13 protein-coding genes are annotated in these 13,324 nt (G+C 63.6%); 7 read left to right on the forward strand and 6 right to left on the reverse strand.

The window, feature by feature from the left end; all coding sequences use genetic code 11:
• Positions 1-12: 12 nt before the first annotated feature.
• The 5 genes from AC19YY_RS15190 to hemN all read left to right on the forward strand — a co-directional run bounded on the left by AC19YY_RS15190 (position 13) and on the right by hemN (position 5,528).
• On the forward strand, positions 13-552 hold the full coding sequence (locus AC19YY_RS15190; protein WP_500604439.1) for a FixH family protein: 540 nt from the start codon (positions 13-15) through the stop codon (positions 550-552).
• Between the two features lie 114 nt (positions 553-666).
• Positions 667-3,117 carry a heavy metal translocating P-type ATPase gene (locus AC19YY_RS15195; protein ID WP_500604440.1) on the forward strand — a complete coding sequence of 817 codons (2,451 nt, stop codon included), beginning with the start codon at positions 667-669 and terminating at the stop codon, positions 3,115-3,117.
• Between the two features lie 22 nt (positions 3,118-3,139).
• Complete coding sequence (gene ccoS, locus AC19YY_RS15200) at positions 3,140-3,367, forward strand: cbb3-type cytochrome oxidase assembly protein CcoS (protein ID WP_169954209.1); 228 nt, start codon at positions 3,140-3,142, stop codon at positions 3,365-3,367.
• Positions 3,360-4,043: a sulfite exporter TauE/SafE family protein gene (locus tag AC19YY_RS15205; protein ID WP_492634302.1), complete on the forward strand. Its 684-nt coding sequence runs from the start codon at positions 3,360-3,362 to the stop codon at positions 4,041-4,043. The genes ccoS and AC19YY_RS15205 overlap by 8 nt, the downstream gene beginning before the upstream one ends.
• Before the next feature lie 102 nt (positions 4,044-4,145).
• Positions 4,146-5,528, forward strand: coding sequence for an oxygen-independent coproporphyrinogen III oxidase (gene hemN / locus AC19YY_RS15210; protein WP_500604441.1), 1,383 nt, complete (start codon positions 4,146-4,148; stop codon positions 5,526-5,528).
• A 6-nt stretch (positions 5,529-5,534) separates the two neighbouring features.
• Here hemN and AC19YY_RS15215 read toward each other — a convergent pair whose 3' ends face one another.
• Positions 5,535-6,005, reverse strand: a complete 471-nt coding sequence (locus AC19YY_RS15215; RefSeq protein ID WP_057960322.1) for a hypothetical protein — start codon at positions 6,003-6,005, stop codon at positions 5,535-5,537.
• A 154-nt stretch (positions 6,006-6,159) separates the two neighbouring features.
• Here AC19YY_RS15215 and fnr point away from each other — a divergent pair, with 154 nt between their 5' ends.
• Together fnr and AC19YY_RS15225 are read left to right on the forward strand one after the other, a co-directional pair.
• On the forward strand, positions 6,160-6,894 hold the full coding sequence (fnr, locus tag AC19YY_RS15220; protein WP_032863348.1) for a fumarate/nitrate reduction transcriptional regulator Fnr: 735 nt from the start codon (positions 6,160-6,162) through the stop codon (positions 6,892-6,894).
• 90 nt (positions 6,895-6,984) lie between these two features.
• Positions 6,985-7,533 carry an adenine phosphoribosyltransferase gene (locus AC19YY_RS15225; RefSeq protein WP_500604442.1) on the forward strand — a complete coding sequence of 183 codons (549 nt, stop codon included), beginning with the start codon at positions 6,985-6,987 and terminating at the stop codon, positions 7,531-7,533.
• A gap of 118 nt (positions 7,534-7,651) precedes the next feature.
• Here AC19YY_RS15225 and AC19YY_RS15230 read toward each other — a convergent pair whose 3' ends face one another.
• The 5 genes from AC19YY_RS15230 to dnaX form a co-directional block, all read right to left on the reverse strand.
• Complete coding sequence (locus AC19YY_RS15230; protein WP_500604443.1) at positions 7,652-8,800, reverse strand: acyl-CoA dehydrogenase family protein; 1,149 nt, start codon at positions 8,798-8,800, stop codon at positions 7,652-7,654.
• Positions 8,801-9,000: 200 nt separating this feature from the next.
• Complete coding sequence (recR, locus tag AC19YY_RS15235; RefSeq protein WP_172313180.1) at positions 9,001-9,603, reverse strand: recombination mediator RecR; 603 nt, start codon at positions 9,601-9,603, stop codon at positions 9,001-9,003.
• A 58-nt stretch (positions 9,604-9,661) separates the two neighbouring features.
• On the reverse strand, positions 9,662-10,687 hold the full coding sequence (gene curA, locus AC19YY_RS15240; RefSeq protein ID WP_500604444.1) for an NADPH-dependent curcumin/dihydrocurcumin reductase: 1,026 nt from the start codon (positions 10,685-10,687) through the stop codon (positions 9,662-9,664).
• Between the two features lie 141 nt (positions 10,688-10,828).
• Complete coding sequence (locus AC19YY_RS15245) at positions 10,829-11,167, reverse strand: YbaB/EbfC family nucleoid-associated protein (RefSeq protein ID WP_003193199.1); 339 nt, start codon at positions 11,165-11,167, stop codon at positions 10,829-10,831.
• A 66-nt stretch (positions 11,168-11,233) separates the two neighbouring features.
• Positions 11,234-13,285 carry a DNA polymerase III subunit gamma/tau gene (dnaX, locus tag AC19YY_RS15250; RefSeq protein ID WP_500604445.1) on the reverse strand — a complete coding sequence of 684 codons (2,052 nt, stop codon included), beginning with the start codon at positions 13,283-13,285 and terminating at the stop codon, positions 11,234-11,236.
• Positions 13,286-13,324 lie beyond the last annotated feature (39 nt).

Here is a 13,324-nt window from a genome sequence, read left to right on the forward strand (position 1 = left end):
GAGAGCAGAACAATGCCCGTAGCAACTGCCGCAAGCCCCTGGTACAAGCACCTCTGGCCCTGGATCATCATTGCCATCCTGGCCTGCTCGGTGACGCTGACCTTGTCCATGGTGACCATCGCGGTGAACAACCCGGACAACCTGGTCAACGACAACTACTACGAGGCCGGCAAAGGCATCAACCGCTCCCTGGACCGCGAACTGCTGGCCCAGACCCTGCAAATGCGCGCCACCCTGCACCTGGATGAACTGACCGGTGAAGTGGAACTGTTCCTCACCGGCAACAGCGGGCCGACTACTCTGGAGCTGAACCTGATTTCGCCGACCCAGCCGGAGAAAGACCGCAAGGTCGTGCTCACCCGCAGCCAGAGCGAGCCGGGGCGGTACATCGGCCAGGTGACCGACAAGGTCGAGGGGCGGCGCTTCGTCGAACTGCTGGGGGTCGAAGGCGACAGGACCTGGCGCATGTTTGAAGAGGAAGAAGTCAGCCATGGCACCGACTTGAATTTAGGTGACGAGCCGTTGCAGGGTGCTGAAGACCTGAAGAACTGACAGCCGCGCTTCGCGCATCGCCGGCAAGCCGGCTCCTACAGGGAGTGTGCGATAACCTTGTAGGAGCGGGCTTGCCCGCGATGAGGCCCTCCCCGCCCACACAGATCCAAAACCATGACCACCCCAACCCCCTGCTACCACTGCGCCCTCCCCGTCCCGCCCGGCAGCCGCTTCACTGCGGTGATCCTTGGCGAGTCCCGCGAGCTCTGCTGCCCGGGTTGCCAGGCGGTGGCCGAGGCGATTGTCGCAGGCGGGCTGGAAAGCTATTACCAACACCGCAGCGAGGCCTCGGCCAACCCCGAAGCGCTGCCCGTGCAGTTGGTCGACGAACTGGCGCTGTACGACCGCGCCGATGTGCAAAAACCCTTCGTGCGCCACGACGGCGACCTGGCCGAAGCCACCCTGTTGATGGAAGGCATCAGTTGCGCCGCCTGCGGCTGGCTGATCGAAAAACACCTGCGCAGCCTGCCCGCCGTGGCCGAGGCGCGACTGAACCTGTCCAACCATCGCCTGCATGTGCGCTGGGCCGATGGGCAGTTGCCGTTGAGCCAGGTGCTCAGCGAGCTGCGCCAGATCGGCTACGCCGCCCACCCCTATCAAGCCGACCGCGCCGCCGAACAACTGGCCAGCGAAAACCGCCTGGCCCTGCGCCAACTCGGCGTCGCCGGCCTGCTGTGGTTCCAGGCGATGATGGCAACCATGGCCACCTGGCCGGAATTCAATATCGACCTGAGCCCCGAGCTGCACGTGATCCTGCGCTGGGTCGCGCTGTTTTTGACCACCCCCATCGTGTTCTACAGCTGCGCGCCGTTTTTCAAGGGCGCCATGCGCGACCTGCGCACTCGCCACCTGACCATGGATGTCTCGGTGTCACTGGCCATCGGCGGCGCTTACCTCGCGGGGATCTGGACCGCGATAACGGGAGTGGGCGAGCTGTATTTCGATGCCGTGGGCATGTTCGCCCTGTTCCTGCTGGCCGGCCGCTACCTGGAGCGCCGTGCCCGCGAGCGCACGGCCGCCGCCACCGCCCAGTTGGTCAACCTGCTACCGGCCTCGTGCCTGCGCCTCAAAGGCGATGGCCAGAGCGAACGCATCCTGCTCACCGAACTGGCCCTGGGCGACCGGGTGCTGGTGCATCCGGGCGCGATCCTGCCGGCTGACGGGGTGATCCTGGAGGGCCAATCGAGCATTGATGAATCCCTGCTCACCGGCGAATACCTGCCACAACCGCGACAGGCCGGCGATAGCGTCACCGCTGGCACCCTCAACGTCGAAGGCGCGTTGACCGTGCAAGTGCGCGCCCTGGGCCACGACACCCGCTTGTCGGCCATCGTGCGCCTGCTGGAGCGGGCCCAGGCCGAAAAACCGCGCCTGGCAGAAATCGCCGACCGCGCCGCGCAATGGTTCCTGCTCTGCTCACTGATCGCCGCCGCTGTGATCGGCCTGCTGTGGTGGGAGCTGGATTCATCGCGAGCATTCTGGATTGTCCTGGCGATGCTGGTGGCGACTTGCCCGTGCGCCCTGTCCCTGGCAACCCCCACGGCCTTGACCGCCGCCACCGGCACTCTGCATAAACTCGGCCTGCTGCTGACCCGTGGCCATGTGCTGGAAGGCTTGAACCAGATCGACACAGTGATTTTCGACAAGACCGGCACCCTCACCGAAGGCCGCCTGGCCCTGCGCGCCATCCGGCCGCTGGGCAGCATGAGCAGCGATCTCGCCCTGGCCCTGGCCGCCGCCCTCGAAAACCGCTCCGAACACCCGATTGCCCGGGCCTTTGGCCGCGCGCCGCTGGCAGCTGATGAGGTGCTCAGCACCCCTGGCCTGGGGCTCGAAGGGCGTGTCGGCGAACGCCTGCTGCGCATTGGCCAACCCGCTTTTGTCTGTGAATTAAGCGGCTGTGGGATTCCCGATTCGCCGCAAGACGCTGGCCAATGGCTGCTGCTGGGCGATACCAGCGGGGCCCTGGCATGGTTTGTCCTGGATGATCGCCTGCGCAGCGATGCACCGGCGCTGCTGGCCGCGTGCAAGGCGCGGGGCTGGCGTACCTTGTTGCTGTCGGGTGACAGCTCGCCGATGGTCGCCAGCGTCGCCGCCGAATTGGGGATTGATGAAGCCCGTGGCGGCCTGCGCCCGGATGACAAGCTGCAGGTGCTGCAACAACTGCACAAGGAAGGCCGCAAGGTGCTGATGCTCGGGGACGGCGTGAATGACGTGCCGGTGTTGGCCGCCGCCGATATCAGCGTGGCCATGGGCTCGGCCACTGACCTGGCGAAAACCAGCGCCGATGCGGTGCTGTTGTCCAACCGCCTGGACGCCCTGGTGCAAGCCTTCAGCCTGGCCCGGCGCACGCGCCGGGTAATCATTGAAAACCTGCTGTGGGCCGGGCTGTACAATGGCCTGATGTTGCCGTTCGCCGCCCTCGGTTGGATCACGCCGATCTGGGCTGCGATCGGCATGTCCCTCAGTTCGTTGACCGTGGTGCTCAACGCCCTGCGCCTGACACGCCTGCCGCGCGCCAGTGCCGCGAGCACCACCCCACAGCCCCGCCCGCTGCCGGCTTGAGCCGCGCGGGCATGGAGTAGCGATGCCAGCTCTTTACGTAATGATTCCAGCGGCGCTGCTGATCGTCGCCATCGCCATCTACATCTTCTTCTGGGCGGTGGACAGCGGCCAGTATGACGACCTCGACGGGCCGGCCCACAGCGTGTTGTTCGACGACCAGGACCCCAAGCACCTGGCCGCTGTCGACGAAGCCAGCAGCCATGCGCAACCACCGACCAAGCCTGACGAGCCGGCGCCGCCCCATGCTTGACCTCGCGCCGCTGCTGGTTTCTGCGCTGATCCTCGGCCTGCTGGGCGGCGGCCATTGCCTGGGCATGTGCGGCGGCCTGATGGGCGCGCTGACCCTGGCCATCCCCCCGGAGCAACGCAGCCGGCGCTTTCGCCTGCTGCTGGCGTACAACCTGGGACGCATCCTCAGCTATGCCTGCGCCGGCGTATTGATTGGCCTGGCCGGCTGGGCCGTGGCCAACAGCCCGGCGGCGATGTTCATGCGCATCCTCGCGGGCCTGCTGTTGATCACCATGGGCCTGTACCTGGCCGGCTGGTGGAGCGGCCTGACCCGTATCGAAAGCCTCGGCCGCGGCCTGTGGCGCCATATCCAGCCGTTTGCCAGCCGTTTGCTGCCGGTGTCCAGCCTGCCCCGCGCCTTGCTGCTGGGCGCGCTGTGGGGTTGGTTGCCGTGCGGCCTGGTCTACAGCACCTTGTTGTGGGCGGCCAGCCAGGGCAATGCGATGGATAGCGGGTTGCTAATGCTGGCCTTCGGCCTTGGCACCTGGCCGGTCTTGCTCGCCACCGGGCTGGCGGCGGAGCGTGTCACCGCGCTGTTGCGCAAGCGCAGTGTGCGCGTGGCGGGCGGCCTGCTGGTGATGGTGTTCGGGATCTGGACCCTACCCGGCCCCCATCAGCACTGGCTGATGGGCCACTAAAAGGCCATGTGGCATAGCGCCGCTCCCCTTTGATACAAATCAAGATGACCGCCCGGCCATGCCCCTAGACTCGGCCCACTAGCCAATCCGGGGAACGCCCGCATGCTCGACGCCATTCGTTGGGATACTGATCTGATTCATCGCTACGACCTCGCGGGGCCGCGCTACACCTCCTACCCCACCGCCGTACAATTCACCAGCCAGGTCGGCACTTTCGACCTGCTGCACGCCCTGCGCGACAGCCGCAAGGCGGTGCGCCCGCTGTCGCTGTATGTGCACGTGCCGTTCTGCGCGAACATTTGCTACTACTGCGCCTGCAACAAAGTCATCACCAAGGACCGCGGTCGCGCCCAGGCCTACCTGCAACGCCTGGAACAAAAGATTCAACTGGTCGCCTGTCACCTGGACCCCAACCAACGGGTGCAGCAACTGCATTTTGGCGGCGGCACGCCGACCTTTCTCAGCCACGACGAATTGCGCCAACTGATGGCGCAACTGCGCCAGCATTTCAACCTGCTGGATGACGACTCCGGCGACTACGGCATCGAGATCGACCCCCGGGAAGCCGACTGGGCCACCATGGGCCTGCTGCGTGAACTGGGTTTCAACCGCGTGAGCATCGGCGTGCAGGACCTGGACCCCGAAGTGCAGCGGGCGGTCAATCGCCTGCAAAGCCTGGAAGAAACCCGCGCGGTGATCGATGCGGCGCGCACCCTGCAGTTTCGCTCGATCAATATCGACCTGATCTACGGCCTGCCCAAGCAGACCCCGGAGCATTTCGCCCGCACGGTGGCCGAGGTCATCAGCCTGCAACCCGACCGCCTGTCGGTGTTCAACTATGCCCACCTGCCGGAACGCTTCCTGCCCCAGCGGCGGATCAACGGCGAAGACCTGCCGGCCCCCGCCGTCAAATTGCAGATGCTGCAGGAAACCATCGAACAGTTGACGGCGGCTGGCTACAACTACATCGGCATGGACCACTTCGCCCTGCCCGATGACGAATTGGCCATTGCCCAGGAAGAGTCCACCCTGCAGCGCAACTTCCAGGGCTACACCACCCACGGTCACTGCGATTTGATCGGGCTCGGCGTTTCGGCCATCAGTCAGATTGGTGACCTGTACTGCCAGAACAGCAGCGACCTGAATCACTACCAGAACGCCCTGGCGGGGGCGCAACTGGCCACCAGTCGCGGCCTGCTCTGCACGGCGGACGATCGTTTGCGCCGGGCGGTGATTCAACAGCTTATCTGTCACTTCAGCCTGGACTTCGAAAGCATCGAGCAGGCCTTCACCGTGGATTTTCGCGGCTATTTCGCCGAGCTTTGGCCACAACTCCAAGCCATGGCCAGTGACGGCCTGATCGAACTCGACGCCGAAGGCATTCGGGTACTGCCGGCCGGACGCCTGCTGGTGCGCTCGGTGTGCATGGTGTTCGATGCCTATCTGGAGCAACAGAATAGGCAGCGATTTTCGCGGGTGATCTAAGCCGGGTTACTTGGCCATCAACGAGGCGGCCTTCACCGCGTCTTCGGCGCTCAGGTTCTTCATCGCTTCGCTCAACGACGCATAGGCGCCGGTCAGCGAGGCTTGCAAGCCGCCCAACGCCGATTGCACGCCGCTCAGTTTCGCCAGGACCTGCTCCGGGCTGAGGCGCTTGTCGGACATGATCGCCGACATCTCTGCCATCTTTTCCGCGATCTGCTGCTTCAACTGGCGAATCATTTTCAGCAGTTTCTGCACGTTCTCGTCCAGCCCGCTTTCTTCGATATCGTCGTTGGCGGTCTTCTCGGCGCTGGCAGCCTTCAGCGACGCACCGGAAAAGGTCACGCTCACGCCTTCGGCAGGCTGGGTTTCACCCAGCGCCGTTGATTCGGTACCGGCGCCCACGGTGCTGGTTTTTTTCGGTTCAAGCAGCGTCGGCACAGTGGTGCGGGACGGGAGATTGCCGTCGATGGAAAGCATATCGTGAGCCTCCAAGCTCTTGGTCGTTAGCAGTTCATCGGCCGCGGGGTAAAATTCTTTATACCCCTGCCGGTTTTTTGTACAGGCTGGCCTGATAGTCCCTCAGTGCGGTACCCTTACGTCTTATGTGTGTTTTCCCACAAGGATTTAAGAAATGTCCGAGCCAGTTAAACTGCGCGCTCATAGCCAGGCTCACTGCAAGGATTGCAGCCTGGCGCCCCTCTGCTTGCCACTTTCGCTGAATCTGGAAGACATGGATGCGCTGGACGAAATCGTTAAACGTGGTCGCCCCCTGAAGAAAGGCGAGTTTCTGTTTCGCCAGGGTGACAAGTTCGATTCCGTCTATGCAGTACGCTCGGGCGCCTTGAAGACGTTCAGCCTGAGCGACAGCGGCGAAGAACAGATCACCGGCTTCCACCTGCCCAGCGAGCTGGTGGGCCTGTCGGGCATGGACACCGAGATTCACCCGGTGTCGGCTCAGGCCCTGGAAACCACGTCGGTGTGCGAGATCCCGTTCGAACGCCTGGACGAACTGGCCCTGCAATTGCCGCAGTTGCGCCGCCAGTTGATGCGCGTGATGAGCCGGGAAATCCGTGACGACCAGCAAATGATGCTGCTGTTGTCGAAAAAAACCGCCGACGAACGGATTGCCACCTTCCTGGTCAACCTGTCGGCGCGTTTCCGCGCCCGGGGTTTCTCGGCCAATCAGTTCCGCCTGAGCATGTCGCGCAACGAAATCGGCAATTACCTGGGCCTGGCGGTGGAAACCGTATCCCGGGTATTCACGCGCTTCCAGCAGAACGAACTGATTGCCGCCGAGGGCAAGGAAGTACACATCCTCGACCCGATCCAGCTCTGCGCACTGGCCGGCGGCTCCCTCGACGGCTGACCGCCGGACCAGGGGCGCGACACTTGCGGCCAAGCCAACCGGCGAGGCCGCAGGTATACTGCGAAGTCTTTGCGCCCAGGACTCCCGACGATGGCTTTCGACTCCTTCGACATCAAATCCCTGATTCGCCCCGTCATCGACTTCCCCAAGCCTGGGGTGATCTTTCGTGATATCACGCCGCTGTTCCAGTCGCCCAAGGCCATGCGCCTGGTGGCCGATACCTTTATCCATCGCTACGTCGAAGCCGAGTTCAGCCATATCGGCGCGATGGATGCCCGTGGCTTTCTGATCGGTTCGGTGATTGCCTATCAACTGAACAAGCCGCTGATCCTGTTCCGCAAACAGGGCAAGCTGCCAGCAGACGTACTGTCCGAGGGCTATCAGACCGAATACGGCGAAGCGTTCCTCGAAGTACACGCCGACAGCCTGTGCGAAGGGGATTCGGTGTTGATGTTCGATGACCTGATCGCCACGGGTGGCACCTTGATTGCTGCGGCTAATCTGGCGCGGCGCATGGGGGCACGGATTTTCGAGGCAGCGGCGATTATTGATCTGCCGGAGCTGGGGGGCTCGCAGCGTTTGGAGGATATGGGGATCGCGACCTTCTGTTTGACGCAGTTTGATTTGACTGAGCGGTAATTTGCGCTGGTCTTGCGGGCCTCATCGCGGGCAAGCCCGCTCCCACTTTTGAATGGGTTCACAAATCAAAATGTAGGAGCGGGCTTGCCCGCGATGAGGCCAGTAATAACACCCTCAATCACAACCCCATCTGCTTACTGATGATTTCATTCATCACCTCCCGCGTCCCGCCACCAATCGACAAAATCCGGTTATCCCGGTACAGCCGCTCCACCAGGCTGCCGCGCATATAACCCAGGCCTCCCAGGATCTGCACCGCGTCATACGTCACCCGGTCGGCGGTGTCGGTGGCCAGGTTCTTGGCCATGGAAATCTCCTTGATCACACTCTTGCCCGCCGCCATCTTCGCGGCCTGGCGGTAGGTGAACTCGCGGGAAACCTCGACCGCCGTGGCCATCTCCGCCAGGCGGTGCTTGAGCACCTGGAACTTGCCAATCGGCTTGCCAAAGGCCTCGCGCTGCGCAGCCCACTTCAGGCTCTCTTCCAGGGCCATCTGCGCGGTCATGTTGGCCATCAATGCCAGGGCCAGGCGTTCGCTCTGGAAGTTGCCCATGATGCAGGCAAACCCCATGTTTTCGCTGCCGATCAGGTTGCCTACGGGCACCTGGCAATTGTCGAAGAACAACTCGGCAGTGTCCGACGCCCACCAGCCCATTTTCTTCAGCGGTTGGCCGACGGTGAAGCCAGGTGTGCCCTTCTCGATCAGCAACAGGCTGATGCCGGCAAAGCCCGGCCCGCCGGTACGTACGGCGACGGTGTAGTAGTCGGCGCGCACGCCACTGGTAATAAAGGTTTTGCTGCCACTGACCCGATAGCAATCGCCATCGCGCACGGCACGGGTTTGCAGGCTGGCCACGTCGGAGCCACCACCGGGCTCGGTGACGGCCAGGGCCATGATCTTCTCGCCAGACAAGACCTGCGGGGCCACGCGCTCGCGGATTTCGGGGCGGGCCCATTTGACGATGGGCGGCAGGCCGATATCCAACGAGCCCAGCCCCGCCACCACGCCGCCGGAGCCACAGCGCATCAGCTCTTCGCTGGCGGCCACCTTGGCGAACAGGTCGCCTTCATGACTGCCGCCGAGGGCTTCGGGGTAACCGATCCCGAGAATCCCCGCCGCACCGGCCTTGAGGTACAGCTTGCGGGGGAAGTGTTCGGCCTCCTCCCACTGCTCGATGCCCGGCACAATCTCGCGCTCGACAAAACGGCGCACGCTGTCGCGGACCAATTGGTGACTGGGGTCGAAATATTCCTGGTAGGCAGACATCGGCAAGCTCCATGCAGAGATGGAGCGAACTTACCAAGCGCTTGCTTGGTTATCAAGCCGAACGCAAATGCAATATGCATGCTTGTGTAGGAACTGGCTTGCCTGCGATGGTATCGCCTCGGTCCCCCTGATACACCGCAGTGCCTGCATCGCAGGCAAGCCAGCTCCCACACAAGCCAGCGTGCCCCAGGGAGTTTGGCTTACAGCGCGATAGGTTTACGCCCGGCAAACGAGTGCGCCAGGGTGCCGCCGTCCACCAACTCCAGCTCACCACCCAACGGCACGCCGTGGGCGATGCGCGAGGTGATCAGGCCTTTGTTGGTCAGCAGTTGCGCGATGTAATGCGCCGTGGCTTCCCCTTCCACCGTAGGGTTGGTGGCCAGGATCACTTCGGTAAAGGTGCCCTGCTGTTCAATGCGCGCCACCAATTGCGGGATACCAATGGCTTCAGGCCCCAGGCCGTCAAGCGGCGACAGGTGGCCCTTGAGCACGAAGTAGCGCCCGCGGTAGCCGGTCTGCTCCACCGCATACACGTCCATCGGCCCTTCGACCACGCACAGCAGGGTGTCGTCGCGACGGGGGTCGGCGCATTGCGGGCACAGTTCTTCTTCGGTAAGGGTGCGGCACTGACGGCAATGGCCCACGCCTTCCATGGCCTGGCTCAAGGCCTGGGCCAGCCGCGAGCCACCGCTGCGGTCACGCTCCAGCAGTTGCAGCGCCATACGCTGGGCGGTTTTCTGGCCCACGCCCGGCAAGGTGCGCAGGGCGTCGATCAGTTGACGAATCAGAGGGCTGAAGCTCATGGGGCAAAGGTCCGACAAAACAACGAGACGCGGTTTATACCCGCGCCTCGGATAAGCGTCAAATACGCACGACCAACTTGCCGAAATTGCGCCCTTCCAACAGGCCGATAAAGGCCTCGGGCGCCTGCTCAAGGCCCTCGACCACGTCTTCGCGAAACTTGACCTTGCCGTCCCGCACCCACGGCGCCATGGCGCTGATGAATTCCGGGTGGCGGTCGCCATAGTCGTCGAACACGATAAAGCCCTGGATGCGCACGCGCTTGGTCAACAGGGTGCGTTGCAACGCTGGCAGCCGGTCAGGGCCGGTGGGGGCCTCATGGGCGTTGTAGCCGGCAATCAGGCCACACAGGGGGATCCGCGCCTTGGGATTGAGCAGGGGCAGTACGGCGTCGAAAACCTTGCCGCCGACGTTCTCGTAATAAATGTCCACCCCTTTGAAACAGGCCTGGGCCAGCTCATCGGCAAAATCTGCGCCTTTGTGATCGATGCAGGCGTCAAAACCCAACTCTTCCACCACGTAGCGGCATTTGTCTGCGCCGCCCGCGATGCCAACCACCCGCAGGCCCTTGAGCTTGGCCACCTGGCCAACCACCGAGCCCACTGCACCGGAGGCCGCCGCCACCACCAGGGTTTCCCCGGCCTTGGGTTGGCCGATATCCATCAGGCCCATGTAGGCCGTCATGCCGGGCATGCCCAGCACACCCAGGGCCATGGACGGGCTTGGCAAGCCGTTGGGCACCGGTATCAAATTGCGGCCGTCACTGATGCTATGGCTTTGCCAGCCGGTGGTGCCGACCACCAGGTCACCCACCTCGAACTTGGGGTTGCGCGACTGTTCGATGCGGCTGACAGCGCCGCCAGTCATCACCTCGCCGATTTCTACCGGGGCTGCGTAGGACGGCGCGTCACTCATACGTCCACGCATGTAGGGGTCCAGGGACAGGAACAGGGTCTTGAGCAGGACCTGGCCGTCTGCCAGGTCGGGCAGCGCCACGCGCTCCAGGCGGAAGTTTTCCGGCACGGGCGCACCCTGCGGGCGGGATACCAGGACGATGCGCTGGTTAAGGGTCATGGCTTGGGTCATCAGCGAGGCTCCTTTATATCGGTGATTGAATTCAGCGGTATAGGGTGCAGACAGCTGTTGCAGGGCTGACGTTCGATTGTGCCCGAGACAAACAAAAATGCCAGGCGCGATGCCTGGCATTTTCAGTCTTGCGCTGGCCGGTCAGAACGGCAGCTTCATGCCCGGCGGCAGTTGCATGCCCGCGGTCACGCCGGACATTTTGTCCTGGCTGTTGGCTTCGATCTTGCGCACGGCGTCGTTGACGGCCGCGGCGAACAGGGCTTCGAGCATTTCCAGGTCGTCTTCGCCAACGCCCGGCAATACGCTTGGGTCAATGCTCACGCGCTTGATGTCGTGACGACCGGTCATCACCACGCTGACCATATCGCCACCGGCTTTACCGGTGACTTCGGCGTTGGCCAGTTCTTCCTGCATCTTGGCCATCTTTTCCTGCATCTGCTGCGCCTGCTTCATCAGGCCGGCCATGCCACCTTTCATCATGGGAATCACCTCAAAAGTACGTGGATCAATACGGCGCCGAGCCTCGGGGCACGGCGCCTGCAATTATCAGCCCGCTGCAGCCTGGGCTTCGACAGGTTCAATAGTATCGTGTCGCACCACTGCGCCAAACTGCTCCATCATCTGCTGGATCAGCGGGTCGGCCTGGATCGACTCCTCGGCCTCGCGCTGGCGGTTGAGCCGGCGACGGGTGGCGGCCTGGGCCGGAGTTTCCTGCTCGGGCTTGATCAGCTCGATGGTCACCGTCAGGGTGCGTTCGTGGAACTGGTTCAGGGCATCGTTGAGCCGGCGCTGCTGGGTCGCGTTGAACAGGGCGCTGTGGGCCGGGTCCAGGTGCAACAGCCAGTGATCGCCATCGACAGCGATCAGCGTGCAGTTGGCGGCGATGCTGCCGGTCATGCCGGAAATCGGCAATTTCGGGAACAGCTCCAGCCATTGCAGGGCCAGGCCAGTGGCCGGCATGGCGGCAGGCTCCGCCTCGGGCTCGGGCGCAGGCTCGGCGGTGTGCTCGCTGGCCAGGTCGTCCAGGTAGCTGTAGGCCGAATCCATGTCCGGCTCGATGTAATCTTCGTCCAGCGGCGGTTCGTCATCCAGGTCGATGCCTGGGGTAGCGGCGTCCACTTCGGCAATAGTCGGCTCGGGCACGGGTGCCGAGACCCATTCCGGCGCGTCGGGTACCACGCTGTCGGGGGTTGGCGTCGGCATCGGCGTCAGTTCAGGCTGCTCGCCGGTGGTTTCGAGGACAGGCTCGACGGCAGGAGCCAGCTCGACCACGGCCTCTGCCAGCTCATTCCAGGGCAGATCGACTATCGGCGCGGGCTCGGGCTCGACCATCGGCTGCGGTGCCACTACAGGCGCCACAGGCTCCACCGCGACCATGGCTGGAGCAGCGGCCACAGGTTGCGGCGCGCTTACTGGCGCAACGACTGCCGCGCCAGCCACTGGTTTGGCGGAATCAACTGTGGCCTGGCTGATCCCCACTGGCTTTAGTGGCTGTCTCGGCGCGTCGGCGGTATCCGCGGGGCGAAACGCCAGCATGCGCAGCATGACCATTTCGAAACCGCCGCGCGGGTCTGGTGCCAACGGCAGGTCGCGGCGCCCGATCAGGCCCATCTGGTAGTAGAACTGCACATCTTCGGCCGGCAGCGCCTGGGCCAGTGCCAATACGCGGTCGCGGTCGCCGTGGCCGTTGTCGACCCCCTCAGGCAGGGCCTGGGCGATAGCGACGCGGTGCAGCACATTGAGAATTTCCGAGAGCACGCCATTCCAGTCCGGCCCCTGCTCCGACAGATGGCGCACGGCTTCGAGCAGCGCCTTGGCGTCGCCTTCGATCAGCGCATGCAGCACGTCGAACACTTGGCCGTGATCGAGGGTGCCGAGCATGGCGCGCACGTCGGCGGCCATTACCTTGCCTTCACCGAAGGCAATCGCCTGGTCGGTCAGGCTCATGGCATCGCGCATCGAGCCATCGGCGGCGCGGCCCAGCAGCCACAGCGCATCGTCTTCGAACGGCACGTTCTCCACACCCAATACGTGGGTCAAATGCTCGACCACCCGCTCAGGGGTCATGTTCTTCAGGGAGAACTGCAGGCACCGCGACAAAATCGTTGCAGGAAGTTTCTGCGGATCGGTGGTGGCCAGGATGAACTTAACGTAGGGCGGCGGCTCCTCCAGGGTCTTCAACAGGGCGTTGAAGGAGTGGCTGGAGAGCATGTGCACTTCGTCGATCAGGTAGACCTTGAAGCGCCCGCGGCTGGGGGCGTACTGCACGTTGTCCAGCAGTTCGCGGGTGTCCTCGACCTTGGTGCGGCTCGCGGCGTCGATTTCGATCAGGTCGACAAAGCGCCCTTCGTCGATCTCCCGGCACACCGAGCAGGTGCCGCAGGGCGTCGAGGTGATGCCGGTCTCACAGTTCAGGCACTTGGCAATGATCCGCGCAATGGTGGTCTTGCCCACCCCGCGCGTGCCGGTGAACAGGTAGGCGTGGTGCAGCCGTTGGCTGTCCAAGGCATTGATCAGAGCCTTGAGCACATGGGTCTGGCCGACCATTTCGCGGAACGAGCGCGGACGCCATTTACGTGCAAGAACCTGATAACTCATCGAAAACCGTCGCAACTGGGAAGCGGAAGCCGGTAATGC

The organism is Pseudomonas sp. MF09156, assembly GCF_059862305.1.

What these genes read in the sequence shown, in the direction of transcription:
- AC19YY_RS15190 (WP_500604439.1), top strand. Translation starts at nt 13, where the DNA reads ATGCCCGTAGCAACTGCCGCAAGCCCCTGGTACAAGCACCTCTGGCCC.
- AC19YY_RS15205 (WP_492634302.1), top strand. Translation starts at nt 3,360, where the DNA reads ATGCTTGACCTCGCGCCGCTGCTGGTTTCTGCGCTGATCCTCGGCCTG.
- AC19YY_RS15225 (WP_500604442.1), top strand. Translation starts at nt 6,985, where the DNA reads ATGGCTTTCGACTCCTTCGACATCAAATCCCTGATTCGCCCCGTCATC.
- recR (WP_172313180.1), bottom strand. Translation starts at nt 9,603, where the DNA reads ATGAGCTTCAGCCCTCTGATTCGTCAACTGATCGACGCCCTGCGCACC.
- AC19YY_RS15195 (WP_500604440.1), top strand. Translation starts at nt 667, where the DNA reads ATGACCACCCCAACCCCCTGCTACCACTGCGCCCTCCCCGTCCCGCCC.
- hemN (WP_500604441.1), top strand. Translation starts at nt 4,146, where the DNA reads ATGCTCGACGCCATTCGTTGGGATACTGATCTGATTCATCGCTACGAC.
- curA (WP_500604444.1), bottom strand. Translation starts at nt 10,687, where the DNA reads ATGACCCAAGCCATGACCCTTAACCAGCGCATCGTCCTGGTATCCCGC.
- AC19YY_RS15215 (WP_057960322.1), bottom strand. Translation starts at nt 6,005, where the DNA reads ATGCTTTCCATCGACGGCAATCTCCCGTCCCGCACCACTGTGCCGACG.
- AC19YY_RS15245 (WP_003193199.1), bottom strand. Translation starts at nt 11,167, where the DNA reads ATGATGAAAGGTGGCATGGCCGGCCTGATGAAGCAGGCGCAGCAGATG.
- ccoS (WP_169954209.1), top strand. Translation starts at nt 3,140, where the DNA reads ATGCCAGCTCTTTACGTAATGATTCCAGCGGCGCTGCTGATCGTCGCC.
- fnr (WP_032863348.1), top strand. Translation starts at nt 6,160, where the DNA reads ATGTCCGAGCCAGTTAAACTGCGCGCTCATAGCCAGGCTCACTGCAAG.
- AC19YY_RS15230 (WP_500604443.1), bottom strand. Translation starts at nt 8,800, where the DNA reads ATGTCTGCCTACCAGGAATATTTCGACCCCAGTCACCAATTGGTCCGC.
- dnaX (WP_500604445.1), bottom strand. Translation starts at nt 13,285, where the DNA reads ATGAGTTATCAGGTTCTTGCACGTAAATGGCGTCCGCGCTCGTTCCGC.